We start from the raw sequence: 24,461 nt of genomic DNA on the forward strand, positions 1-24,461 counted from the left end.
AAAGGCTTTTTCTTGAGAAATATACAAAAATAGCTATTAGTTGATTTGATACACAATCATCTAATAGCTATTTTTAGTAATAAGAGATTATATTATAACAGTCACTTTACATATAGAGTTAGAGTTATATCTAAATATATCGAACTTTCTTTTTGTTTATAAATAATTTTACTCTATAATGTTATAATAGCTATTAATGAGTTATATATTTCATTAACTGTAATTGATTTATCCATTAGTATGGATCATGTAGGAGACCTATGGAACTGACAGATATTCAAATTCCTAGCGACTTGCGCGACTGCTCTATATCAGAGCTCGAGGTCATCGCACAACATATACGAAACTTAATCATCCATAGAACATCACACATTGGCGGTCACATCGGTTCATCCTTAGGAGCCACTGACATTATTGTTGCCTTGCATCATGTGTTCGGCCTTGATGATTCTCAATTTATATTTGATATTTCCCATCAAAGTTATGCTCATAAGATTTTAACAGGCCGTCACGAAGGCTTTAAGGATAAGGACAAATTTCACACCGTATCCGGTTATAGTAATCCTGATGAAAGCACCTACGACGCATTTCACCTAGGCCATGCTTCTACAAGCCTCAGTTTAGCTTGTGGACTCATGATTGGACGCGATTTACAGCATAAGACGCATCCAATTATTACTTTAATCGGCGACGGAGCGCTCTCTGGTGGCGAAGCTTATGAAGCATTGAATCATTTAGCTACAATGGCCTCTCAATGTTTGATCATCATCAACGACAACGATCAATCTATTGCGGAAAATCACGGCGGTTTGTATAGCCATCTTCAACGATTGCGCGAAACTAATGGTGAAAGCCCTAATAATATCTTTAAAGCTCTAGGCTTTTCGTATCGTTACGTCGACGATGGCAATTCGTTGCCAACCGTAATCAAGGCTCTAACAGAATGTAAAGCAGAGACAACACCGATAGTACTCCACATCCATACGACAAAGGGTTACGGTTACGACAAGGCTATTACCAATCCTGAAAGCTTTCACAATCCATCTGGATTTGATATTGACACAGGGGAAACAAAAAAACGCTATACCAATAGCTATGAATCTATCGTTGCAAAACAACTCATCGATACACTAGAGCAAAATAAAGCTGCATGTATCGTTACAGCTGCTACACCTGGCGGATTCTGCTTAACGAAGGATATACGTGAAAAACTAGGTAACCAATATATCGACGTAGGCATTGCAGAAGAGCACGCCACAACATTACTTGCCGGCATCGCCCATAATGGTGGCACGCCGATTTTACCGATTTACAGTACATTTTTACAACGTGCTTACGACCAAGTCATTAATGACCTATGTATTAACAATAGCAGTGCACTGATCCTTGTATATCGTGCATCCATTTATGGTAACAAGGACATGACACACCTTGGATTCAACGATATTACCATGCTCGGCAACATGCCAAACCTCATGTACCTATCCCCTACAACAGTAGAAGAATTAGAATCGGCCATTCATTATGGCTTGGAGCAGCACAATCACCCTATCGCCATACGCATTCCTGTAGGGATACCGATTCATGACACCAATCAATCCAATACAACAGATAGTCCCGTCACATCGTATGGCATAACCCAATCCGGTAATACGATTGCCATCATAGGTGTCGGTAATTTCTACCATAAAGCTATCGAACTTGGCCACGCAATACAAGACACAATGCAAATTTCTCCGACCATTATAAAACCGCTTTGCATTTCTAGTTTGGACACCGGCACATTAAATCAATTAACAAAGGATCACCAAATCGTCATTACCCTAGAAGATGGTGAGCTGGAAGGTGGCTATGGTCAAAAGATTGCTAGCTATTATGGAAAAACATCCATGAAAGTCTTAAACTATGGTATTTCCAAACAATTCTACGACCGATACAAACCGGAAGATGTATTACATCAAAATCATTTGGATATAGCTCAAATTTTAAATGATATACGAACCATACAATATTAATTCAATACAGATATGACAAAACGCTCAGTTTAAAACTGAGCGTTTCTTGTATATATTCTATAATTTCATTATATCTGCAAACGTGCCTACGTTGACGAACATATGATGCGTAGTTCTAAGCATTTGTACCATTAAAATAGCCCCCGTCCCCTCGCCCATAGCCATTTGAGCTTGAATAGGAACCATATCTCGGGTAAGGCCAACCTCCGCCAACGCTATATCCATACCTCGTTCTCTTGAATGATGGGATGGTAATGCATAGTCCTCAACTTGTGGATTTATATGCGTAGCACAAGCTGCCGCTACGGCCGTAATAAAACCATCAATGACAAATGGAACACGATGCTCTGTACAGGCTATCATGGCACCGGTAATGGCCGCAATATCAAATCCTCCTACACGAGCTATTATGGTATGAACCCTATCAATTTCATTTGACACATCCAAATAATCCTGATGAAAGTCTAATACTTGTCGCACAAAATCAATCTTACGCTTCATCAAATCCGGCTTATCAGGCCATGATCCAAAACCGACTGTTTCCTCTGGAGTAGCCTTCGTCAATGCAGATAAGACACAGGCAGATGTCGTAGTATTCCCTAGCCCCATTTCTCCAAAAGAAAACAAATTAATTTTTTGTGCTACGTAATATTCTACCCGTTCATACCCAGCTTGAAAGGCAGCATTAAACTCTTCGGATGTCATAGCTGGACCATGCAAGATATTCTTTGTGCCTTTTGCAACCTTACAATCAACACCAATACCATCCTCTGAGGCAATCCCTACATCGACAACCTCATAAGGAATAGTATTGAATTTACAAAATAGTGTAGCAGCTGTATTCCCAAGCACCATATTTCGAGACTGCTTCTGTGTTACTTCATAGTTATAACCTACATAGCCTTCCATATTGCACCCATTATCGGCGGAAAATATGATGTGCTGCGGTCTGATTTCACTGTCAATACAGCCCCAAGCAGTACAGATTCTACGAAAATAAGTTTCCCACAGTCCTAGACCACCAGGAATAAGGCATTTAGGTTGGAGGAATTTATTCAATTCTTTATCAAATGAAGCTATTTCATTATCTTTCATTTTTAATCGTATTACCTTGTCCATATAAATCTAGGAAATTTTTAAGTACCCTACCTGTTAATCCCCATATTGTATATTGTTTATAGGGATAAAAATAAACCGAGTAATTTTGACGAATCTTCCAGTCTATTTGATATCCTTCTAATAGGTGGAATGGAAAGTCTCGCAACGGTTTTGTACCAATATCCAAATGACCTACAGTAGGTTCCATTTCAAGTAAATACGACAATGGCACCGTAAAAATTTCTCCTACTTCGTCTGGGTTTGGATTAAACTCAGATGTATGTAAACGTACGGCCACTGCATGTAGTTTCACGCCAATGGCAGAGACTAAACAATCTAGAGGTCCCAGTACTTCAATTTGACTTGTATCGATTCCTAGTTCTTCCGAGCATTCACGAATGGCCGCATCAGCTCCTGTTTTATCAGTGCTTTCACAATGTCCACCAGGAAAGCTAATTTCACCAGGCTGTCTACGTAAGGTCTGACTACGCACAGTAAATAGGACATGATCCTCACCATCAACTTCAACTAATGGCACTGCCACCGCAGCCGTTATAACATCAATATCTGTGGCCACTTGTGGATCTCGTCCATTTAAGTATGCGCTCAATTGTCTATCCATAGTCATCCCCCTTTTCTTCATTATACCAATAATCGTTTTCCAGAAAACAGTAGAAATAGCACAATATTATATTTTTTTATTTGAAAGCAAAATAGGTTGCCTCACATATAAGAGGCAACCTATTTATATATTATGCTTTTGTAAAGTACAATCTACGCACCTTGGAATTGAGGCATATCATCATGAGAGTCAGGATCGTCTAATGTACCTTTCAAATCATTATCAACCATGGCACATACAGATGCATCGGACCAAACGTTTTCGGCCGTTTCAATCATGTCGATAATCGTATAGATTGGCAAGATAATACCAAGTAAACCGATTGGCGCGCCAATGGAGCTCATCAAGGATAATGTTAAGAAATAGCAACCCATTGGAACCCCTGCATTACCGATGGCTGCAAGAACAGCGATGAAGAGCCAAGCTACCATAGTACCAGCTGTTAGTTCAATGCCTGCATTTTGCATTACAAACAAGGATGTAACAAGAATGAAAGCTGCGCAACCATTCATGTTAATTGTTGTACAAATTGGCAATACGAAACGCGCTACAGAAGGATGTGCTTTCAAATTGTCTTCTGCAGATGCTAATGTTACAGGCAATGTAGCAGCTGAGGATTTTGTAAACAATGCAACAGCTACAGCTGGAGACATTTTGCGGAATACATCGATAGGGTTTAAGCCACGGAACAACAAGAACAATGGAATTACAATAAAGAATTGAATCAAGTTACCGCCGATTACAACAGCTGTATATTTACCTAATGCACCAACGATGACACCCGCTTCGATTTGTGCAGATAATTGGCCTGCAAAAGCAAGGATACCGATTGGTAAAACGTAGAGTAAACCTCTAATCAATGTGAATAGTAATTCTTGTAAACCGAATAACACCTTCAATACTGCTTCGCGGCCTTCTGTACGAGGCATGAAAGCAAACGCTAAGCCAACAGAAGCAGAAATGAACATAACGGACAATACGTTACCTTCTAAATACGGTTTCAAGATATTGTTAGGAATAACAGATAAGAAATGGTCGTAATATGTTACGTGACCTAATTTTTCAGGTACTTGCGCTGCACCGGCACCGATTACATCAAGTGGTAAGTTGCCTGGCGCAATCCAAAGGAATAAAGCAAGTCCAACGGCAGCCGCACAAATTGTTGTTAACAATGTATAAGTAACTGCATGACCAAAGATACGTCCTGTATCCTTCTTAGCACCCAACATGGATAATGTGGTAATAACTGCTAGTGACACAGTAGGTATTGCGATAAATTGAAATAAATGTGTAAACACTGCAGCAATGAAATTAAATAAGTCATTAAGAACAGGAATATGTTGCCATCCTAAGATAGCACCAATGATAAGTGCACCCATCCATAAAATAAATTGACGTAATTTGCCTTGACCACGACTTTTCAAGGTAATCTCTTGCGCTAAGGCATCAACATTTTTGTTATTTGGGTCTGCCATAAAAACACCTCTCTACTAATAAAACTACTAGAGACTAATAAAGAAACCCCAGCCCTAGGGGCTGGGATAATTAATCACATCCGAGTCTCTTTGTAAAACCCATTATAAAGATATGTTTTAAATATGTCAATTACAATATGTGAATATATTGTAATATGTTCAAATATTATTCCTACTTTTATATAGATGCTCTAGTAAAATCTAGTGCCAAAAGTCTATATCCATAGTAATCATACGGGTTCGCTCTGGATTAAACATAAAATAAATGACTCTGGGCTGATCCTGATCAAAATTATGGTAAACAACATATACCACGTATTTCTCTGCTGACATCCGAGTACTATAATAATAATCTGAGTCAGGATCATCACCAACACTCTGTGTACCATTAATTAACCATGGAAATAATTTCCAGTTTTGTCGTCGAATGGTAATAACCTTATAGTAATCGTCCACATCACTAAATAATACACTTCTATCTTTCGGCTGCTTGAACTCACGAAGCAACTTAACTGTAGTATCTTTTTCCCTACCATTTATAAACGAATACCAAGCATTAGATTTAACAGATTCCTCATACTGTGAAATCGTAGCCTTATCACCATCTAATACTAAACAGCTTTGATTTCCACCTATTCCAATTACTTCTGCAGAAGAAATCACTTTCAAACTCTCCGGTAAAGACTTAGGTGTTTGTAATGGAGTCGGAATATACCCCGCCTTAGATGAGGGCCATGTAGAGTGCCATCGTTGTGTATCATAATGGGATATCCCCACAGCAGAAAATACTAAAGTAACAGCTAATGTAGGAAGCATACATAGAAAAAAGATTACATAAAAATATGTTAAAAATCTTTTTCGTATAGCTGCCTCACTATCAAGCACTCCACACTTTTCAAGCAATAAGACAATCGTAGCTATTAATAAAATCAGATAGTATAACCCAGAGTATGAGATATAATCCGATAATAAAAATGTTAATATCCATAGAATTATAAAAAACCATATGCTCTTTCTATAAGGCGCACCTAAAAATAATTCCTTTAGATACATTACACACTGTCGCATTTACTCTCTCCACAACCAAATTTATCCAAGGCCTTATTGGCCTACTTAGACTGATAAAATATAGCTCGTGTTCCATCATTACTAATTAAAAGTTCCACAAAATGAGGCCTTTTTGTATTACCATCATCAACAAATACATATAGTCTATGATCCTGAGTAGAATTATATGTATCCTTAACTACTGTTTTTGTTTCTTTTCGAGGTGCAAAGCGCAACCACTCTATAAAATTCCTTTTTGATAAATTTAGAGGTTCTTCCTCGATACTATCTATAACGTAATAACTATCAGGATGAGATATAAAACGCTTTACCTCCCCACTTTCTAAATCTAGTAACCTATAATATCTATCAATCTTAGCCATATAGGATGCATGTTGTTTTGCAATTGCCTCATATTGCGCAATTACTTTAGGATTCCCTTCTAACACTACATAACGATAAGGATACGCAGTGGCCCAGGCCACATCCGTTCGTACCATAGATACCTTATCAATACCTTCCGGAAGCTGTTCAGGAGATTTTAGTCCCTCTGGTAATTCACGATTGTTAGGCCAACCCCTTTTCCAATCAGTTGTACTATACTCAAAATCCTCAATTTGATCGAAGCTTGTATTAATATCATATTTAAGCCAATCCGCAACAAGTCCAGCTAAACACAAATTAAATATAATAAATACGCAGCAAATCAATTTAACATGTGTTTTTTCAGATAAAGCATGTTTCTTAAACCACTCATATTGTAGTAATAAACTCAATACTATTGCTATGCCAAATACAATATATGTTATAGGTGCTATATTAAATAGCATTGCTACTATAAACAATATAATTATATATGCAGTTAATAAGCCATAAAATATGCGAACCAAAACTCTCTCCCTATACTACTATTACTAAAACATTTTCTTATACAACACTTCTATATCTTCACGGCTTATTTTAGCTACTGTATTAGCTATATTGCCTGTAGCTACAACATATACATTATCCACGAGCCATGGAATGTCTTTTTTCTTAAATCCTAATTTTGTAAGGTTTGTAGTAAGGTCTAGGTCATGTACGATTAGACGTAATGCTTCCCCCAGCTCAGAACCATCACCATGGTTAAATATACGTGCCAATGCATTAAATTTTTCAGGGTTAGCGCTCCATGTGTATTCCACTACAACAGGTTCAATAACTGCAAGACCAACACCATGGGTAATATCTTTAAGGCCACTAGCAGGGTGTTCCATACCATGACCAAGTGTGACGCCTGCTGTATTGATAACCATACCGCCAATAGTGCTAGCCAATGTAACGGACTCCCATGCTTTCGTTAATTGTTTTTCATTAAGTATAGGTTCTTGATCATTAGCAATCGCTTTCACATGTTTATATAGGGGTACAAGATATTGTGCTAGTAATGTTACTGCATAATGAGCTAGTGCATCGGTGAAAGGTTGCGCAGTTTTAGATGTGTACGCCTCGATATTGTGACACAATGCATCGAAACCAACAGATGCCAACACATGAGGAGGCATAGTCCCCATTACAGCAGGGTCTACGATAGATACCTTAGGCACGATGGCATTACAACGCAAAGATTTCTTATCACCTGTTTCAGGATTAGTAAGAACACCAAAACCATTGCCTTCAGAACCCGTGCCACAAGTGGTTGGAATCACAATAAGCGGTAACGCATTATCACTCGTTTTACGGTTAAAGATATAATCATTAATGTCGCCATCATTCACAGCCATAAAAGCAATGCCCTTTGCACAATCCATAATAGACCCACCGCCGATGGCAATAACCATATCACAGCTCTCAGATTTAGCTAAAGCAGCGCCGTCTAAGGCAGTCGTAGTCAACGGATTGGCATCCACTTGGTCAAAAAGAACATGTTCAATATGGGCCGTATCAAGCTTTGCTACCACCCGGTCATATAAACCAGATTTTTTGGCACTAGTACGACCAGTTACAATAAGTGCTTTCTTGCCATACGGTGCAGCAAAACCAGCAACATTATCTACTTTATTCCAACCGAATTGGATATTTACAGGTAAAAAGTATGAGAATTCCATGTAATCGACCTCTTTTCTTTACATCATTATATTCTTATCGTAATGTACCTAAAAACGTTCGTCAATATATATAAAAATAAAACAGCAGTGCCATGTGTAACACTGCTGTTTATTGATTTAAATGGAGTCTAATACATGCTTAGCAAATTCCATTGCTGCCTTGAAATCATCCTCATTTGGATGGACTGCGGCTTGCTTATGACGTGCATCGCGATCAGCAGATTGACCGTGGCTATGCCCTTTCGGGAACATCTTGTACATCATTTCTATAACCTTAGGATCTACCTTACCTTGGCAGATGAAGGTTCCTACAGGCTCTACGCCATCGGGTAAACAATTTGCTGCATTAATTAAGCTCTCCTTAGCATGTGCCATTTGCGGTGGTACGCCTGCCGTGGCAAACAGAGCAATGTGAGGGTTATGTAATGTACCTAGTACATCACGGGCCTCCTTATTAGCTGTCCCTTTATCCACCCAAAATCCTGCAAATACAAGATCATAGGATGCTACATCGGGTGGTAACTCTTTCATAGATACGCAAAGTGTATCTGCTGGCAATACGCTAGTAATAGCCTCTGCCACTTGTTTAGTATTTCCCGTAAGGGACGAATATATAACGATAGATTTCATAGCTAACCTCCTATTGTAAAGCTATATTTATTATAAATCATATAGTATTTATCTATAATAAAATTAATCACAAACTATATCGATAAATTTAATCTAACCATATTGATAAATTCAAAAAAGTCAATATTGAATATATAGATTTTTTTCGCTATAATCATTACATAATGTATTTAACAAATAAGAAAACTACAATATATAGTAGTTTTCTTATTTTTCTGATTAGATGTAGCGTAAAAGTTCCATATATGATTTACGCAAATTCTACAGATGATTTTAGATAAATTTACGATGTAAGGGGAACCATAATGGAGATTATGATCAAGAAACGGGATGGCCATTTTGAACCGCTATCCGTAGAGAAAACGAAACGAATGATTGCCTTCGCATGCTTGGGGTTAGATTCTTGTGATCCACTAGAATTGGAAATGGATGCGAAATTACAATTCGTCGATGGCATGACGACTAAGGAAATTCAAAAAACTTTGGTACAAACAGCTATCGAAAAGGTTATCTCTAAGAAAGACGACGGTTTCGGCAACCAAGTTAACAAAATGAACCAAGATTGGCAGTTCGTAGCGGCTCGTCTTTTCTTGTTCGATCTCTACAAAGAAGCTGCTATCACACGCCGTTATAAAGCATTTGGATATGGGAACTTTCCAAATCTTGTACACATGCTTGTAGAAGAGAAAAAATACGCTGACTTCTTCGTTACAGAATATACTCCTGACGAATTACAAGAGTTAGGTGATTACATCAAACCTAAACGTGACTACCTCTTCAACTACGAAGGCCTTAAATTGTTGGCTGACCGTTACTTAGTAAAAGGCTTCAATAAAGAAATCTATGAATTACCACAAGAACGTTTCATGGCTATCGCGATGCACTTGGCATTGGTAGAAGGCGAAAACAAAGTAAAATACGCTAAAAAATTCTATGATTTGATGAGCCAATTAAAGATGACAACAGCTACACCTACATTGGCAAATGCAGGTACACCATTCCATCAATTGTCCTCTTGTTTCATCTCTGGTGTAGATGACAACCTATGGTCCATTTACGACGTAAACAGTAAATTCTCCCGCGTATCCAAACACGGTGGTGCCCTTGGTATTTACCTTGGCAAGGTTCGTGCATTGAACTCCGATATCCGCGGGTTTAAAAATTCCTCCGGTGGCGTTATCCCTTGGATTCGCTTGTACAACGATACTGCTGTTGCAGTTGACCAATTGGGCAAACGTAAGGGTGGCGCTACAGTAACACTCGATATTTGGCACAAAGACTTTTACGAATTCGTAGAGCTTCGTACAAACAATGGCGATGACCGTCGTAAAGCGCACGATATCTTCCCTGCTATCTCTGTTCCAAACATCTTCATGGAACGCATGATTGCCCGTGAAAACTTCACCCTCTTCGACCCTCACGAAGTCTTGACTGTGAAAGGCTACGCCTTAGAGGACTACTACGATACGGATGACAATAATGAGTTCACAAAACGTTACCTCGAATGTGAACAAGATCCTAACTTACACGGCATTGAAGTTCCAGCACTAGACATGATGAAAAAAATCATGCGCTCCGCTGTTGAAACTGGTACTCCGTTCATCTTCTTCCGCGATACAGTAAATGCTGCAAATCCTAACAAACATGCCGGTATGATTTACGCGTCCAACTTATGCCACGAAATCGCACAAAACGTTGGTTTCACAAATCTTGAAGAAGAAATCATCAACGAAGATGGCACTATTACTACGAAAACAAATACAGGCGACATGGTTACATGTAACTTGAACTCCATCAGCCTGGGTCGCATTACTGACGAAGAATTAGAAGAAAACATAGTTCTTCAAATTCGTATGCTAGACAATGTTATTTCCATTAACCAAGCACCAGTACCAGAGTCCCGCATGACCTCTGACAAATACCGCGCTATAGGCCTTGGTACTTCCGGTTACCACCACTACCTTGTAAACCACAATATCCAATGGGAATCCGATGAACACATCGAAACAGCGGACAAACTGTTTGAAAACATTGCATACTATGCTATTAAAGCTTCCATGGAATTAGCAAAAGAAAAAGGTGCATACCCAGCGTTCAAAGGTTCCGAATGGGAAACCGGTGAATACTTCACGCGTCGTGGCTATACATCCGATCGTTGGAAACAATTGGCTGCAGACGTTGCTAAATACGGCATCCGCAATGGTTACTTGATGGCCGTAGCTCCTACTGGTTCTACTTCCAACATTGCGAACACAACGGCTGGTATTGACCCTATCTTCAAAAAATTCTTCATCGAAGAGAAGAAAGGTTCTTTCACTCCAAAAACTGCACCAGATTTAAACGACAAAACATTCTGGCTCTACAAAGAGGCTCATACAATCGACCAACAATGGTCCATCAAAGCTTGTGGCGTACGTCAACGTCATATTGACCAAGCACAATCTTTCAACTTGTATATCACACCTCAAATGAAAGCAAAAGAAATTCTCGACCTGTATGTTGAGGCATATAAACAAGGGATTAAAACGATTTACTACATTCGTAACCAATCCCTCGAAATGGACGAATGTACTAGCTGTTCTTCGTAATAGTTAAAATATCATTGCTATAATTTACACAAACTATAAATCTGATGACGGCCTATAGCAATATAGGTCGCATCGTTGTATAAAGAGGAGTCCTACTATGGATAAAAAACTGATTTTCAACGAACATGGTGAACGTGGCACGCAATCTATGATTGGCGGTAACACAACAAACCTTCGCGAATGGAACCGTATCAAATACGACTGGGCAAACCAAATGTACCGTACAATGCTCAACAACTTCTGGATTCCTGAAGAGATTTCCTTGAACGAAGACGTTAAGCAATTCCCCTACTTAACAGATTATGAACGCCGCGCATTCGATAAAATCATTGCGTTCTTGAATTTCCTTGATTCTATTCAATCTGAAAACTTGCCTAACTTAAGCCGCTATATTACAGCATCTGAAGTGGCATCTTTATTGAATATTCAAGCATTCCAAGAAGAAATTCACGCCCAAAGTTATTCCTACATTTTGGACACAGTAACAAACCCTATTACACGTGACAAAATTTATGACGAATGGCGTACAGATAAAACGTTGCTTGAACGTAACCGCTTCATCGCCGATGCATACCAACGTTTCAGCGATGATCCTAGCGAAGCAAACCTTATTCATACAATCATTGCTAACTATATCTTAGAAGGTATCTACTTCTACTCCGGCTTTAGCTTCTTCTATACATTGGCACGCCAAGGTAAAATGACAGCTACATCTACAATCTTCAAATATATCAACCGCGACGAAGTAACTCACCTTGTATTATTCCAAAACATCATCCGTGAGTTACGCCGTGAACGCCCTGACTTGTTCACACCTGAACTAGAAGCAAAAATTACTGACATGATTCGCCAAGGTGCAGAGAACGAAATCGCTTGGGGACAATACATCACTGATGATAAAATCCTCGGTCTTAACAACGTTCTTATCGAACGCTATATCAAATACCTTGCGAACATCCGCTTAGAAGCAATCGGCTTGCCTCATCTATATCCTGAAATCAAGGAAAACCCTATGGAATGGATTGAAAGCTTCTCCAACTTAAATAGCACGAAAACTGACTTCTTCGAAGCAAAAGTTACAAACTATACAAAGGCAGCGGCATTTGATTTTGATGATTTAGAGTAGATTAAACTTAAATATATATGTAAAAGGATCAACCTTGCCCAGCATGTGGTTTTCCGCCTACGGTTTGGATGGAATATAAACCACGTCGTCTCAGCCCTAAACGGGAAAAGATGTTAAACCTTCATTTACACCCAATTTGTGTACATTTTCCAATCGTTGGAACAACAGGATCCTTCTTTGTTCCTATTATCGCATTATTGATTCCATCTATTGCAGCCACATTGTTCCATGTTGTCACATTAGTAACAATGATTCTGCCAGCACTTGTAATTCTTGGTGGTATTTCAGGATATATTGGCAGTAAGTTACGATTTAAAACGGCAACTGCAAAATACCCGAAACAAAAAATCTACCTAACAATTATCTACTTCATCATTTCCTGTATTCAATCCTATATGGCCATAGCTCACAGTGTAAACGCAGAAAATGCGTGGATTATGATTATTCTAGGTATCATTGGATCTATATTTGCCGCCAAACTCGGTAAAATGGGTTCTTACCTATTTGCAGGACGCTTTAGTCCATATACAGCAGGATAATAAAAAGGGATGCTTTCATAGAAAGCATCCCTTTTTATTATCCCCAACGCCACCCTCACCAAAACAGTTGATACATGGTAATACATTATAAAAAATAACCATACATTTATACGCAATAAGGGCTTACATGATACATATCTTCAGCGCCCCATACATGTAATGGAATATCATCTTTTTACGAATTAAGCAATCGTGGCTTTGTATCCACCCTATCTTGATTACCAACTTGTGATTAGTACTCTATTAAATCAACAGTCCAGTTAGTGAATTGTAATAAATTATCTAAAGTACGAATCTCCTTGGAGATTATATCTGCTGTTTTTTGTAGCTCGCTAACATTTACAGTTGCTATCATTTTAATTTCCGAACCACGGGCACGATAATTAATAGCACTTGCGCTATCTGCTAATGCACGATATGCAGATAAACGCATAATTGCACCTTCTTTTTCCGCTATAATTTGCGTTAAAGAGCGCCCTTCAACAATAGTTGCACAGTTAGTAAGATTAATATCTTTAATAAGTTGTTGAAGTCTAGCAATTACCGCTTCTAGTTCTTGCATCAACACGGTAGGGTCTTCATTAGGTCTTTCCCCTTCTTGTACTAAACTATTTTGATTTAAACGACCTCTCAAGTCACTAATTTTCTTATTTAAATCAGCTCGTTCCTGTAATGCTTCTGCAAGTTTCATGGTTACACCTCCTGCGAATATCAATCAATACATACCTTTATCTTGATTATATTTCTAATAATACTAAACTGCAATATTATAGCTGTTTCCTCATCATCACATGAGGACACCCTTCATCAAGGTATTCCTCCCCTTCAGCCACATATCCAAGAGACTCGTAGAATGGCTTAGCCTGTACCTGTGCAGACAAAGAACACGTTTTAAATCCATCTCTCCGAATACCATTTTCTGCAGCATGCATAATTTTTGAGCCCAAATTCTGACCACGATATAATTTGCGTACCGCCATACGTCCTATATGAGCATCCCCTGCTATATCACTTGGGAAAAATCTACAAGTACCAACAGCTTTTCCATCTATAAATAAAAGCACGAATTTTGCGGTTTCATCAATTTCATCAAATTCATTTTCAAAGCCTTGTTCTTTCATGAACACATCTGTGCGAATTTGTTTAATATCATCGTTAATTGTATTTAAAATTTGAATAATCATAACTCTCCTTACCGATTATGTTCTATAACGTTTATATTGCTAGCATTTTCTACCTTTAATTTTACCATGAGTATAAAGGCAAAGTAATGTTAAAATAACTTTTTCTATAGAATTTTGTATCTTTTTAAAAAAAAGTACTTGCATAAAATTCTCAAATGGGTTTATACTGTACACATCAAATTTAGAAAGGAGCAACAATAAGATGACTAACCAAATTAGCACAGTAGCAAAACAATACTTTTATTGGTTCTTTATCCAACGTACGGGTAAGGAACTATTTGAGCTACGCTAATTTAGAAATCATCAATCGTTGCTTAGAATAGTAAAAGGGCTACCCGTATTAGACTACGGGTAGCCCTTTTTTGTTTGCTATCCCGTATGGTTGGCCCCACTATTCGCATTGTTATTTGAGGAGGACTTATTATGATTATCACATTAAAAACAACAGCTACAGATGCAGAGGTAACAAAATTACGCAATGAATTAGAAGCAAAAGGTCTTGTTATCCATCCAGTAGAAGGGGCCCACTATAATATCTTAGGTCTTATCGGCGATACAGCATCCCTTGATTCCCGTCAAATTGAATCTCTTGATTTCGTAGATAAAGTAACACGTATTCAAGAGCCTTTCAAAAAAGCAAACCGTAAATTCCACCCAGAAGATTCTGTTATCAATGTAGGCGGTGCACTTATCGGTGGCGGTCACTTCGCTGTAATGGCTGGTCCTTGCTCCGTTGAAACACCAGAACAAGTACTCGCATCCTGCCAAGCATGTAAAGATGCAGGTGCCACAATCCTTCGCGGTGGCGCTTTCAAACCTCGTACATCCCCATACTCCTTCCAAGGCATGGGCCCTGAAGGTTTAAAACTTTTAGAATTAGCTAAAAAAGAAACTGGTCTTCCTATCGTATCCGAAGTTATGGATATTTCCCAATTGCAATACTTCGACAATGTAGACATGCTTCAAATCGGTGCTCGTAACATGCAAAACTTCACACTTTTAAAAGAAGTGGGCAAATTGAAAAAACCGGTATTGTTGAAACGTGGTCTATCTGCTACATACGAAGAATGGTTAATGGCTGCTGAATACATCATGTCTGAAGGCAATGATCAAATCGTATTATGCGAACGTGGCATTCGTACATTCGAACCTAAAACACGTAATACATTAGACGTAACAGCAATTCCTATGATGCACGAACTATCTCACTTGCCAATCATCATGGACCCTAGCCATGCTGCAGGTATGAGCCGTATGGTTCGCCCACTTTCACTTGCATCCGTAGGCGGCGGTGCAGACGGCCTTATGATTGAAGTTCACAATAATCCATCCAAAGCATTGTGCGATGGCCCTCAAGCATTACGCCCAGATCAATTCACTAGTCTTATGAAAGAAGTATTCGCATTGCGTAAAGCATTGGTAGAATGCACTAAATAATCTTAAATATCACACAAATAAGCTAGTATCCGTTATAATAGATACTAGCTTATTCGTTTAAGAAAGGAATTATTATGACTCGCATCCATATTAACGCATCCACGCCGTATGACGTCGTCATCGAAAACGGTTCTTTACAACGCATCAGCGATTATATAAAACCATTAAAATCAAATTGTCGTGTTATCATCGTCAGCGACAGCAATGTAGCATCGCACTATTTGAGTTCTGTGAAAGCGAATATGGAGCATGCGGGTTATACGGTTTGTGATTATGTTTTCCCTGCTGGTGAAAGCTCAAAAAACGCTCATCAACTCATCGATTTAGTGGAATATATGGCAGCTCAATCGTTAACACGCAAGGACCTTCTCATCGCTCTTGGCGGTGGCGTCGTAGGTGATATGGCAGGCTTTGCAGCGGCCACCTATTTACGTGGCATTGACTATGTACAGGTACCAACCTCTCTATTAGCAGCGGTAGACTCCTCTGTAGGTGGTAAAACAGCAGTCAATCTTGAAGCCGGTAAAAACCTGTGGGGTGCTTTCAAACAACCTATTCTTGTTCTCTGTGATCCGGAAACGCTTAATACATTGCCGGACATGGAATGGAAAAATGGGTGCGGCGAAATCATCAAATATGGTTTCCTCGATGTACCAGGTTTATTAACTCAGCTAGAAAATAAGCCATTGATAACACACCGCGATAGCGTTAGTGCTGTCATTGCGCGATGCGTACAAGCAAAGGCAGATATCGTAGAGCAAGACGAACGCGAATCTGGCGTTCGCGCCCTCTTAAATTTAGGCCATACCTTTGGTCATGGCATCGAAAAGGCCAGTCACTTTGAGGTTCATCATGGTTATGCAGTTACTATTGGCATGGTACTCATGGCACAAGGTGCAGTAAAACATGGAGAACTAGATGTTGAGGCTTTAGATAAATTAAAATTCCTCATCAAAGCCCACGATTTGCCAACTACAACGACTGTAACAAAGGAAGAAATCCTAGCCGCTGCTAAGCACGATAAGAAAAGCGAAGGCGCTACTATTAAAATTGTAGTTCCTACTAGTTATGGTCATAGTGAACTCAAGGTTGTAACCCACGAAGAGCTTGCCACCTATTTAGACTAAGACGTAAAAGGAGATTTCTATGCATTCCGTAACAAACGCCATCCCTACAGGGACGATTGCGTCCATTCCAGCAAAGGCCCATGCACACCGCGCATTGATTTGTGCAGCCCTTGCTAGCTCGCCCTCTACTATATTATTGAGCCGCACCTCTAAGGATATCGATGCAACAATGGACTCCTTGCGAGGCTTAGGTGCTCACGTAATATATGAAAATAAAGTTATTACCGTTACTCCTGGCCCTGCGCCAACGAAGGGCAATGTAGTACCTCACGAATCAGGCACTACATTACGCCTTTTATTGCCGGTAGCAGCCTCTATTTGTAATGATGTTGATGTAGATGCAAAGGGTCGTTTACCAGATCGCCCGCTAGAACCTATGCTCAGCGAAATGAAAGCTCATGGTGTAACATTCTCTCAAGATAAACCGCCATTCACTATGACAGGTCGTCTTCAAGGCGGTAATTTCTCCATGGTAGGCGATGTGAGTAGCCAATTCTTCTCTGGATTATTGTTGGCAGCCCCTCAAATCGGCTTATCTACCATTACCTCTACTACCCCACTACAATCTAGTGATTATGTAACATTAACGACGGAAACCGTGCGTGATTTTGGCGTGGAGGTAGAGCATACGTTACCTGACACAAACATCAACGAGGCTTTCACAGTTCCATTTGGTGCATCCTTCATCGGTCGAGATCATTACCAAATCGAAGGCGATTGGTCTAATGCAGCAATCTGGATGGTGGCGGCTGGTATGACAGGCAAACCAATTACGATTACTGGTATGAACAAAAACTCTGTACAAGCAGACCGACGCATCACGCAAGTTATGATTGATGCTGGATGTGATGTTGTTTGGGATGGCATGAATGTAACTGTCACTGGTCGTGCTTCTAAACCGATTCATGCAGACCTCGAGCAAATGCCTGATATGTTGCCTGTTATGGCAGCCCTCGCGTGCTCTATTTCTGGTGAAAGCTCCTTTGTTAAGGGTGCTCGCCTACGCTTAAAAGAATCCGATCGTCTCGTAGCCGTTGCTAATCTCGTAAGAGACTTAGGCGGTACAGTGCGTGAAGAAGGCGATGACCTATACATCATTAGTAGTGGTATACTTAAAGGTGGACAAGGTGATTGCGTAAATGACCATCGCCTCGTTATGGCCGGCACATTAATGGCACTCATCAGTGAAAATCCTGTTACCTTAAAAGATAGCGAATCGATCACAAAATCCTATCCAGATTTCTTCGAGGACTGGAACTTATTAGGAGGTGATGCTCATGGCATCTAATTTCGGTAAAACTATACAAGTATCTACCTTTGGCGCCTCTCATGGATATGCTATTGGAGGCATTGTAGAAGGCCTACCATGTGGTCATACCATCGACACTGATGAATTACAAGCGTTCTTAAATCGTCGTGCGCCAGGACAAAATCAATTAACAACACAACGTAAGGAAGCTGATGTACCTGAGTTTTTAGCCGGTATGGTAGACGGCATGCTCAGTGGTTCCCCATTGGCATTTATGATTCGTAATACATCGCAGCATTCTAGCGATTATAATAACTTACGCGACATCCCTCGCCCATCTCATGCGGACTTTACAGCGCGCATGCGCTACGGCGACAAGGTAGATATGCGTGGTGGCGGCCATTTTTCAGCACGCCTTACCGCACCGCTTTGCGTAGCTGGTGGCATCGCCCTTCAACTATTACGTGAAAAAGGAATCGAAATCCATGGCCATTTAAAACAAGTGGGTACAATCCAAGATGCGCCTATCGACATGGTGCATCCAGATATGAAAGCACTTGCTAACATTGCTACAGAGCCAATCGCTATGGTTGATCCAGAAAAACGCAGTGAAGTTGAAAACCTTGTAATGCAGCTCAAAAAGGATGGCGACTCTACAGGCGGTATTGTGGAGGTCGTTGCTACAGGTCTACCTATTGGTCTTGGTAATCCTAACTTCGACGGAATCGAAAACCGACTAGCTCGCGTTATCTTTGGTGTACCTGCCATTAAAGGCGTATCCTTCGGCGGCGGTTTTGACATGTGTGCAAAACTTGGTTCCGAAGTGAATGATGCTTTCACCATGAACGGTGACAAGATTACAACAACTACTAATAATAGCGGTGGTATCCAAGGGGGTATTACCAATGGTTTACCACTCGTTATGCAAGTAGGCATCAAGCCGACACCATCGATTTATAAAGAACAACATTCTGTATCGCTTTCACAAAAAGAGGACACATTGCTCACCATTCAAGGTCGTCACGACCCATGTGTGGCGCTTCGTGCACTACCTGTTATCGAAGCCGTAACAGCCCTCGTTATTCTTGATTTCTTAGGAGATATTGACCATGAACTTAGATGAAGTACGCGTTAAAATTAACGACATAAACGACCAAATGCTCGCCCTATTTAAAGAGCGCATGGAACTCTCCAAGGATGTAGCGGCAGCGAAAAAAGAAATGAATAAAGCTATTTACGATGCTAAACGGGAGCGTGATATTCTCGACAAGGTCACAAAGGATGCAGGTCCAGACCTCGACCTATATGCACGCCGTTTCTTCGAGGCATTATTCAGTTTGAGCCGTACATATCAGTCTGAGCAATTATTCCAAGACAACGAATTTACCGTAAAAATGAAAAAGGCCATTGAGCAATCCCCTACCTTACCTCCACAACGAGGCAGCGTAGCTTGTGCTGGCGTGTTCGGCAGCAATGCGCAAGTGGCATGTGATAAATTATTACCACTCAGCCAAATTCACTACGTAACAGGCTTCCGCGCTGTATTCGACGCTGTGGAATCCGGTGAATGTCAATTTGGCGTATTACCTATCGAAAACAGCTCCAATGGTTCTGTAAAAGAAGTGTATGACCTTCTAGAAGAACGTAAATGCTATATCGTACGTGGTACACGCCTTTGGATTTCTCACGATTTACTCGTGAAAAAGGGCACAAAACTAGAAGATATTCATACTATCATCTCTCACCCTCAAGCGTTGGGCCAATGTAGCCACTTCTTGGAAAAATTAGAAGGTGTAGAGTTACGTTCCTTTGATAACACAGCTCGTGCGGCACAGCTCGTAGCAGCCAGTGATGATCCAGGTGTAGCCGCTATCGCCGCACCTCAATGTGCGGACTTATACAACTTGTCTCCATTGATGCGCAACATCCAAAATAGCGACAACAACTATACGCGCTTTATCTGCATCAGCAAGGACTTCCATGTGTATCCAGGGGCTAATAAAATCTCTGTGGTAACCACAGCAAGCCATGCGCCAGGTGGTCTCGGTACATTGCTTACCAAGTTTGCTAATATCGGCGTTAACCTTACAAAACTCGAGTCTCGACCTATCGTAGGACATAACTTTGAGTTCTTGTTCTACCTCGACTTAGAAGCATCCTTAGCAGATCCTAAGGTATTATCCGTTTTAGCAGAGCTTCATACATCGCAAGATAAATTCCGCTTGCTCGGTAATTACCCTGAAAACTAATATTCCAAATGGCTAATAGGTACGAGCCTATTAGCCATTCTATGTATATTGACCTAGGAGGTCCTATGAAATTTGGTTTACTTGGCCGCACATTGGGCCATAGCTTCTCCCCTCGCATTCACAGTGCATTAGGGAATACAAATTATGAATTATTTGAACGCGAACCGAGCCAGTTGCAAGAGTTCTTCGCTGATCAAGAACTACAAGGTATCAACATTACTATTCCTTACAAGGTAAATGCCCTTGAAGCTTGTGATGTTGTGGATCCTCGCGCGGAACGCATCGGCTGTGTGAATACGATGGTTCGCAAGGACGGTAAATGGCACGGCTATAATACAGACTACGATGGTTTCGTATTCACCCTACAACATGCAGGTATCGATGTAGCTGGCAAGGAATGTCTCATCCTTGGTGATGGTGCATCTTCCGCAACGGTTCATGTTGCACTTGAAGATTTAAACGCTAAGAGTATCACACATCTATCTCGTAAAACAGCTCCATTCTACGGTGATGCACCTAATTACTACGAAACAGCACAGATTATTATTAACTGCACGCCGATTGGTATGTATCCTCATAACCCGGCTAACCTCATCGATATTACGCAATTCTCTAAATTGGAGGGCGTTGTAGATCTTATCTACAATCCACGCCGTACCATTTTGCTGTTACAAGCAGAAATGATGGAAATTCCACATTGTGATGGCTTGCCATTCCTCGTAGCTCAAGGCGTTGAGGCTGCTAACCATTTCCAAGGTGAAAGCTTTGGTATAGAGGAAATTGAGCAAATCTTGCGCGATATGCGTCGTGAAAAAGAAAACATCATCCTCGTCGGCATGCCTGGTGTAGGCAAAACAACAGTAGGCAAAGCTCTTGGCGAAGAAATGGGCCGCACCTGCGTTGATGTAGATCAAGAGCTAGAAAAAGAAATTGGTAATATTTCCACCTATATTACGGAACAAGGGGAACCAGCATTCCGTGAAAAAGAAGCAGAAATGATTGCAAAACTCGGTACTCAAACGGGCCTTGTTATCTCCACTGGTGGCGGCTGTGTGACAGTGCCTAAAAACTACGCACACCTACGCCAAAATGGTCGTATCTACCAATTAACGCAACCGATAGAAAACCTATCCACCTCTGGTCGTGTTCTCTCTAGTGGTGGTCTAGACCGTTTACGCGAACTCGAAGAAATTCGTACACCAATGTATGAAAACTTTGCACAATCCATCGTGGAACACCATCGCAATGCACCAGAAACAGTGGCAACAATACTAGAAGACTTCGAAGCAAATTTACTATAAACTATATAAAAAAGTCGGCTCTCGCCGACTTTTTTAATGTACTTTTATGCGTTTATGTTGTTGTTCATCAAATATACCATCTACATCAAGGGTATCTAAGATGCGCTTTAGTTCATGTACATCGATTTGGCCTGGTGCCGATGCTTTGCCCGCTGAAGCAAAGGTCATAGCGTTGCCAAATAAAGCTCCTGAAGCACGTGTAATAGCGCCTAATGGGCCCATAGCCATCGTAATGATTGGTTCTGATGGATATAAGGCTTTCACTTCAGCCGTTGCCTCTAGTAGTGTAAGAACATCGCCTGTTGTATGAGGCATAACGGCTATCTTTGGCACATCCGCTAAAAATCCTTTCATCTGAATGAGTCGATTTACAATGACATCTCTACTTGGTGTACCATTAAAATCATGGTTGCTCATGACGATTGTTACACCATGAACCTTAGCGAATTCTATAGTTTTGAGCATTCTATCTTGATCAAAGAATAACTCAATATCGATAGCATCTACCAAGCCCGTTGGGATAAGGCGTTCTAACATTGTAAAGTAATCTTGTGAGGAGATAGATTTCTCGCCCCCCTCCCCCTTCGTGCGCCATGTAAACAGCAGCCCACGACCTTTTAATTGGGGTTTCATGAGCATCAATAGTTCAATAATAGCATCAATGGAATGAGCTCGTTCGTAATAGTCAATGCGTAGCTCCACCACATCACAAGGTGTATTGCCTGCCACCGCAGTAGCATCTAGAATTTCTTTCATCGTTGTGCCCACAATAGGCACACATATCTTTGTACCCTTTTCTCCAAGTACAGTTTGACCGATACGGACCATAACAACTCCTTTGCATATCATACGAAACAAATGATTCCCTTAATACTATCTATGACTCATCATAGTGCTATTCATGTTTTTTAGATAATTTTCTAGACTGAAAGCCCATATACAACAATAACAATCCAGTAATACTAAATACGTAGGATATGCCCACATAGGTTGATACAATACTAGCAAATACAGGGCCTACCATAGAACCAAATTGTTGAGCAGTCGTCGTCATACCAAACATACGACCTCTAAAGCTTGGATCTGTATTAAGAGTTACCGCTGCACTCAATGATGGGTTAATCCCTACAATACATGAACCAATTAGAACCTGTAAAACACCAAACCACCATATACCCACTGGTAAGCTTTGCAGCAATAGAACGATACCACTACCCATCATACAGTAGGAAATGGTCTTAAAATAACCACGACGTTCACCAAGGCGAACCCATAGATTAGTCGTTAAGGATCCTGCTAAACCGCCGATACTTAAGATAGTACCTGAAATAATGGCAGCCCCTTCCATGGTGCCTTGCATATTCCCCACATAAAGGGCCAAGATAGGCTGTAGCATCATGATGACACATTGCATGAAGAAGAAAATCCAAAGTAATCGTACTAATACAGGCTGTTGTTGTACGGCTTTAAAGTCCTCACGTAAGGATGTAGATTTGGTAGGTTGTGGCGGCTGTTCTTTTCCATCGGCACCTATAGCATGTAATTTTGGTTCTTTCACAAAGAACAATACAGCCAATGTCGCAATAAGTACAGCGACGCCAGATACATAGAATACGGGACGCATCCCTACTACACTTTCAACAGCACCACCTAAAAATGGACCGATGACATTCCCTAAGATAAGCCCCGTCTGGAAGATACCTAGAGCTCGACCAACCTGTTTCTCATCGACACTAAGGGATACCATAGTCATTGCCGCGGGATAGAACCCATTAGCAAAGCCAACGAGCGCACGCCCCATGAGTAGTTGATATTGGTCTGTAACTAAACCAATTAATACATAACAGACAGCAATGCCAAAGCCAGCACGCAAAGCCATCCGTTTTTTCCCTTTATTATCGGCGATTTTACCCCAAATCGGAGCCATAATCCCCGCAATGAGGAATGTAATCCCAAAAACAAGACCTGACCAAAGGGCTACATCGGCTTTTGGGACACCTAATTCCAAAAGATATATAGGCAAAAAAGGAATAATCATGGTGTAACATATAGCTAATACAGTCATGGCAGCCGTAATAATCCATACATTTCGCATGCCACCACGAGTATCATCTGCGATTGTACTCATCTTTCGCCTTCTTTCCACATATAAACGTGTATAAACATATGCTTTTACAAAATTATATAAAGAAGAGTCGCATATAAAACGCGACTCTCTCAATTATTCCGCTGGAAACTTGTGGTCCATTACATCTTGCAAGGAAACGCGCTCCATTACATGGCGGAACTCATCTTGTAAATACTGCCATAGTGGAGCAGTCAAACAATCATTAAACATAGGACATGGCTCTACGTCATCCTCTAAACAGGATACGAGAGCAATAGAGTCCTCTGCAGCATATAAGATTTCATATACATTATATTCAGCAGGATCTTTGACCAATCGATATCCACCGTATTTACCACGCCCACTTTTTACGAGGCCCGCAGCGGATAAACGAGATACAATTCCTTCTAAGTATTTATCTGAAAACCCTTGGCGTTCTGCGATTTCACGGATTGGTACATTTTTCTCCGTTCCGTGTTCTGCAATATCCGCAAGGATTCGCAAGGCATACCGCCCTTTTGTAGATATTTTCATAAGTTAACCTCTAAGTCATTCACAATATATGTATAGTATAACATAA

22 protein-coding genes are annotated in these 24,461 nt (G+C 40.4%); 10 read left to right on the forward strand and 12 right to left on the reverse strand.

Going from position 1 to position 24,461, the window contains the following annotated elements; genetic code table 11:
* The first annotated feature begins 260 nt into the window (after positions 1-260).
* Positions 261-2,015 (forward strand): 1-deoxy-D-xylulose-5-phosphate synthase, encoded by a 1,755-nt coding sequence (locus O3617_RS07665; RefSeq protein ID WP_038123999.1) that lies wholly within the window; start codon positions 261-263, stop codon positions 2,013-2,015.
* Positions 2,016-2,072: 57 nt separating this feature from the next.
* On the opposite strand, the gene O3617_RS07670 is transcribed toward O3617_RS07665, so the two are convergent.
* From O3617_RS07670 to O3617_RS07700, 7 genes are all read right to left on the reverse strand, one after another.
* Entirely contained in the window at positions 2,073-3,134 is a 1,062-nt protein-coding gene (locus O3617_RS07670; RefSeq protein ID WP_371449438.1) for a nicotinate-nucleotide--dimethylbenzimidazole phosphoribosyltransferase, read from the reverse strand.
* Positions 3,100-3,735 carry a CoA pyrophosphatase gene (locus O3617_RS07675; protein WP_038123995.1) on the reverse strand — a complete coding sequence of 212 codons (636 nt, stop codon included), beginning with the start codon at positions 3,733-3,735 and terminating at the stop codon, positions 3,100-3,102. The genes O3617_RS07670 and O3617_RS07675 overlap by 35 nt, the downstream gene beginning before the upstream one ends.
* Before the next feature lie 152 nt (positions 3,736-3,887).
* Positions 3,888-5,210: a dicarboxylate/amino acid:cation symporter gene (locus tag O3617_RS07680; RefSeq protein ID WP_038123993.1), complete on the reverse strand. Its 1,323-nt coding sequence runs from the start codon at positions 5,208-5,210 to the stop codon at positions 3,888-3,890.
* A gap of 201 nt (positions 5,211-5,411) precedes the next feature.
* Positions 5,412-6,278 carry a hypothetical protein gene (locus O3617_RS07685; protein WP_038123990.1) on the reverse strand — a complete coding sequence of 289 codons (867 nt, stop codon included), beginning with the start codon at positions 6,276-6,278 and terminating at the stop codon, positions 5,412-5,414.
* A gap of 41 nt (positions 6,279-6,319) precedes the next feature.
* Entirely contained in the window at positions 6,320-7,147 is an 828-nt protein-coding gene (locus tag O3617_RS07690; RefSeq protein ID WP_038123987.1) for a hypothetical protein, read from the reverse strand.
* Between the two features lie 24 nt (positions 7,148-7,171).
* The gene (locus O3617_RS07695; protein ID WP_038123985.1) at positions 7,172-8,344 is read right to left on the reverse strand and encodes an iron-containing alcohol dehydrogenase; all 1,173 of its coding nucleotides are present in this window, start codon (positions 8,342-8,344) and stop codon (positions 7,172-7,174) included.
* A gap of 117 nt (positions 8,345-8,461) precedes the next feature.
* Entirely contained in the window at positions 8,462-8,974 is a 513-nt protein-coding gene (locus O3617_RS07700) for a flavodoxin family protein (RefSeq protein WP_038123983.1), read from the reverse strand.
* A gap of 305 nt (positions 8,975-9,279) precedes the next feature.
* On the opposite strand from O3617_RS07700, the gene O3617_RS07705 reads away from it, so the two are divergent.
* The 3 genes from O3617_RS07705 to O3617_RS07715 all read left to right on the forward strand — a co-directional run bounded on the left by O3617_RS07705 (position 9,280) and on the right by O3617_RS07715 (position 13,227).
* A complete protein-coding gene (locus O3617_RS07705) occupies positions 9,280-11,562 on the forward strand; it encodes a ribonucleoside-diphosphate reductase subunit alpha (protein WP_038123981.1) in 2,283 nt (760 codons plus the stop codon).
* 97 nt (positions 11,563-11,659) lie between these two features.
* Positions 11,660-12,688 (forward strand): ribonucleotide-diphosphate reductase subunit beta, encoded by a 1,029-nt coding sequence (locus tag O3617_RS07710; RefSeq protein WP_038123980.1) that lies wholly within the window; start codon positions 11,660-11,662, stop codon positions 12,686-12,688.
* 68 nt (positions 12,689-12,756) lie between these two features.
* Positions 12,757-13,227 carry a hypothetical protein gene (locus O3617_RS07715; RefSeq protein WP_371449439.1) on the forward strand — a complete coding sequence of 157 codons (471 nt, stop codon included), beginning with the start codon at positions 12,757-12,759 and terminating at the stop codon, positions 13,225-13,227.
* Between the two features lie 232 nt (positions 13,228-13,459).
* Here O3617_RS07715 and O3617_RS07720 read toward each other — a convergent pair whose 3' ends face one another.
* Positions 13,460-13,918, reverse strand: a complete 459-nt coding sequence (locus O3617_RS07720) for a DIP1984 family protein (RefSeq protein WP_038123979.1) — start codon at positions 13,916-13,918, stop codon at positions 13,460-13,462.
* Between the two features lie 76 nt (positions 13,919-13,994).
* A complete protein-coding gene (locus tag O3617_RS07725; RefSeq protein WP_038123977.1) occupies positions 13,995-14,411 on the reverse strand; it encodes a GNAT family N-acetyltransferase in 417 nt (138 codons plus the stop codon).
* Between the two features lie 423 nt (positions 14,412-14,834).
* On the opposite strand from O3617_RS07725, the gene aroF reads away from it, so the two are divergent.
* The 6 genes from aroF to O3617_RS07755 all read left to right on the forward strand — a co-directional run bounded on the left by aroF (position 14,835) and on the right by O3617_RS07755 (position 21,774).
* Positions 14,835-15,848 (forward strand): 3-deoxy-7-phosphoheptulonate synthase, encoded by a 1,014-nt coding sequence (gene aroF, locus O3617_RS07730; RefSeq protein ID WP_038123974.1) that lies wholly within the window; start codon positions 14,835-14,837, stop codon positions 15,846-15,848.
* A 74-nt stretch (positions 15,849-15,922) separates the two neighbouring features.
* Positions 15,923-16,975 carry a 3-dehydroquinate synthase gene (aroB, locus tag O3617_RS07735; RefSeq protein WP_371449440.1) on the forward strand — a complete coding sequence of 351 codons (1,053 nt, stop codon included), beginning with the start codon at positions 15,923-15,925 and terminating at the stop codon, positions 16,973-16,975.
* Between the two features lie 19 nt (positions 16,976-16,994).
* The gene (gene aroA, locus O3617_RS07740) at positions 16,995-18,263 is read left to right on the forward strand and encodes a 3-phosphoshikimate 1-carboxyvinyltransferase (protein WP_371449441.1); all 1,269 of its coding nucleotides are present in this window, start codon (positions 16,995-16,997) and stop codon (positions 18,261-18,263) included.
* Entirely contained in the window at positions 18,253-19,347 is a 1,095-nt protein-coding gene (aroC, locus tag O3617_RS07745; RefSeq protein WP_371449442.1) for a chorismate synthase, read from the forward strand. Before aroA ends, aroC begins: the two co-directional genes overlap by 11 nt.
* Positions 19,334-20,473, forward strand: coding sequence for a bifunctional chorismate mutase/prephenate dehydratase (locus O3617_RS07750; RefSeq protein WP_105083662.1), 1,140 nt, complete (start codon positions 19,334-19,336; stop codon positions 20,471-20,473). Before aroC ends, O3617_RS07750 begins: the two co-directional genes overlap by 14 nt.
* Before the next feature lie 65 nt (positions 20,474-20,538).
* Positions 20,539-21,774, forward strand: coding sequence for a shikimate kinase (locus tag O3617_RS07755; protein WP_371449443.1), 1,236 nt, complete (start codon positions 20,539-20,541; stop codon positions 21,772-21,774).
* A 33-nt stretch (positions 21,775-21,807) separates the two neighbouring features.
* On the opposite strand, the gene aroD is transcribed toward O3617_RS07755, so the two are convergent.
* From aroD to O3617_RS07770, 3 genes are all read right to left on the reverse strand, one after another.
* On the reverse strand, positions 21,808-22,602 hold the full coding sequence (gene aroD, locus O3617_RS07760; RefSeq protein ID WP_371449444.1) for a type I 3-dehydroquinate dehydratase: 795 nt from the start codon (positions 22,600-22,602) through the stop codon (positions 21,808-21,810).
* 67 nt (positions 22,603-22,669) lie between these two features.
* Positions 22,670-23,902 (reverse strand): MFS transporter, encoded by a 1,233-nt coding sequence (locus O3617_RS07765; RefSeq protein ID WP_371449445.1) that lies wholly within the window; start codon positions 23,900-23,902, stop codon positions 22,670-22,672.
* Between the two features lie 93 nt (positions 23,903-23,995).
* Positions 23,996-24,415, reverse strand: a complete 420-nt coding sequence (locus tag O3617_RS07770) for an Rrf2 family transcriptional regulator (RefSeq protein ID WP_295226998.1) — start codon at positions 24,413-24,415, stop codon at positions 23,996-23,998.
* Positions 24,416-24,461 lie beyond the last annotated feature (46 nt).

The organism is Veillonella sp. 27098_8_77 (assembly GCF_041431535.1).
Taxonomy (GTDB): Bacteria; Bacillota; Negativicutes; order Veillonellales; family Veillonellaceae; genus Veillonella.

What these genes read in the sequence shown, in the direction of transcription:
- O3617_RS07665 (WP_038123999.1), top strand. Translation starts at nt 261, where the DNA reads ATGGAACTGACAGATATTCAAATTCCTAGCGACTTGCGCGACTGCTCT.
- O3617_RS07670 (WP_371449438.1), bottom strand. Translation starts at nt 3,134, where the DNA reads ATGGACAAGGTAATACGATTAAAAATGAAAGATAATGAAATAGCTTCA.
- O3617_RS07675 (WP_038123995.1), bottom strand. Translation starts at nt 3,735, where the DNA reads ATGGATAGACAATTGAGCGCATACTTAAATGGACGAGATCCACAAGTG.
- O3617_RS07680 (WP_038123993.1), bottom strand. Translation starts at nt 5,210, where the DNA reads ATGGCAGACCCAAATAACAAAAATGTTGATGCCTTAGCGCAAGAGATT.
- O3617_RS07685 (WP_038123990.1), bottom strand. Translation starts at nt 6,278, where the DNA reads ATGCGACAGTGTGTAATGTATCTAAAGGAATTATTTTTAGGTGCGCCT.
- O3617_RS07695 (WP_038123985.1), bottom strand. Translation starts at nt 8,344, where the DNA reads ATGGAATTCTCATACTTTTTACCTGTAAATATCCAATTCGGTTGGAAT.
- O3617_RS07700 (WP_038123983.1), bottom strand. Translation starts at nt 8,974, where the DNA reads ATGAAATCTATCGTTATATATTCGTCCCTTACGGGAAATACTAAACAA.
- O3617_RS07705 (WP_038123981.1), top strand. Translation starts at nt 9,280, where the DNA reads ATGGAGATTATGATCAAGAAACGGGATGGCCATTTTGAACCGCTATCC.
- O3617_RS07710 (WP_038123980.1), top strand. Translation starts at nt 11,660, where the DNA reads ATGGATAAAAAACTGATTTTCAACGAACATGGTGAACGTGGCACGCAA.
- O3617_RS07715 (WP_371449439.1), top strand. Translation starts at nt 12,757, where the DNA reads ATGGAATATAAACCACGTCGTCTCAGCCCTAAACGGGAAAAGATGTTA.
- O3617_RS07720 (WP_038123979.1), bottom strand. Translation starts at nt 13,918, where the DNA reads ATGAAACTTGCAGAAGCATTACAGGAACGAGCTGATTTAAATAAGAAA.
- O3617_RS07725 (WP_038123977.1), bottom strand. Translation starts at nt 14,411, where the DNA reads ATGATTATTCAAATTTTAAATACAATTAACGATGATATTAAACAAATT.
- aroF (WP_038123974.1), top strand. Translation starts at nt 14,835, where the DNA reads ATGATTATCACATTAAAAACAACAGCTACAGATGCAGAGGTAACAAAA.
- aroB (WP_371449440.1), top strand. Translation starts at nt 15,923, where the DNA reads ATGACTCGCATCCATATTAACGCATCCACGCCGTATGACGTCGTCATC.
- aroA (WP_371449441.1), top strand. Translation starts at nt 16,995, where the DNA reads ATGCATTCCGTAACAAACGCCATCCCTACAGGGACGATTGCGTCCATT.
- aroC (WP_371449442.1), top strand. Translation starts at nt 18,253, where the DNA reads ATGGCATCTAATTTCGGTAAAACTATACAAGTATCTACCTTTGGCGCC.
- O3617_RS07750 (WP_105083662.1), top strand. Translation starts at nt 19,334, where the DNA reads ATGAACTTAGATGAAGTACGCGTTAAAATTAACGACATAAACGACCAA.
- O3617_RS07755 (WP_371449443.1), top strand. Translation starts at nt 20,539, where the DNA reads ATGAAATTTGGTTTACTTGGCCGCACATTGGGCCATAGCTTCTCCCCT.
- aroD (WP_371449444.1), bottom strand. Translation starts at nt 22,602, where the DNA reads ATGGTCCGTATCGGTCAAACTGTACTTGGAGAAAAGGGTACAAAGATA.
- O3617_RS07765 (WP_371449445.1), bottom strand. Translation starts at nt 23,902, where the DNA reads ATGAGTACAATCGCAGATGATACTCGTGGTGGCATGCGAAATGTATGG.
- O3617_RS07770 (WP_295226998.1), bottom strand. Translation starts at nt 24,415, where the DNA reads ATGAAAATATCTACAAAAGGGCGGTATGCCTTGCGAATCCTTGCGGAT.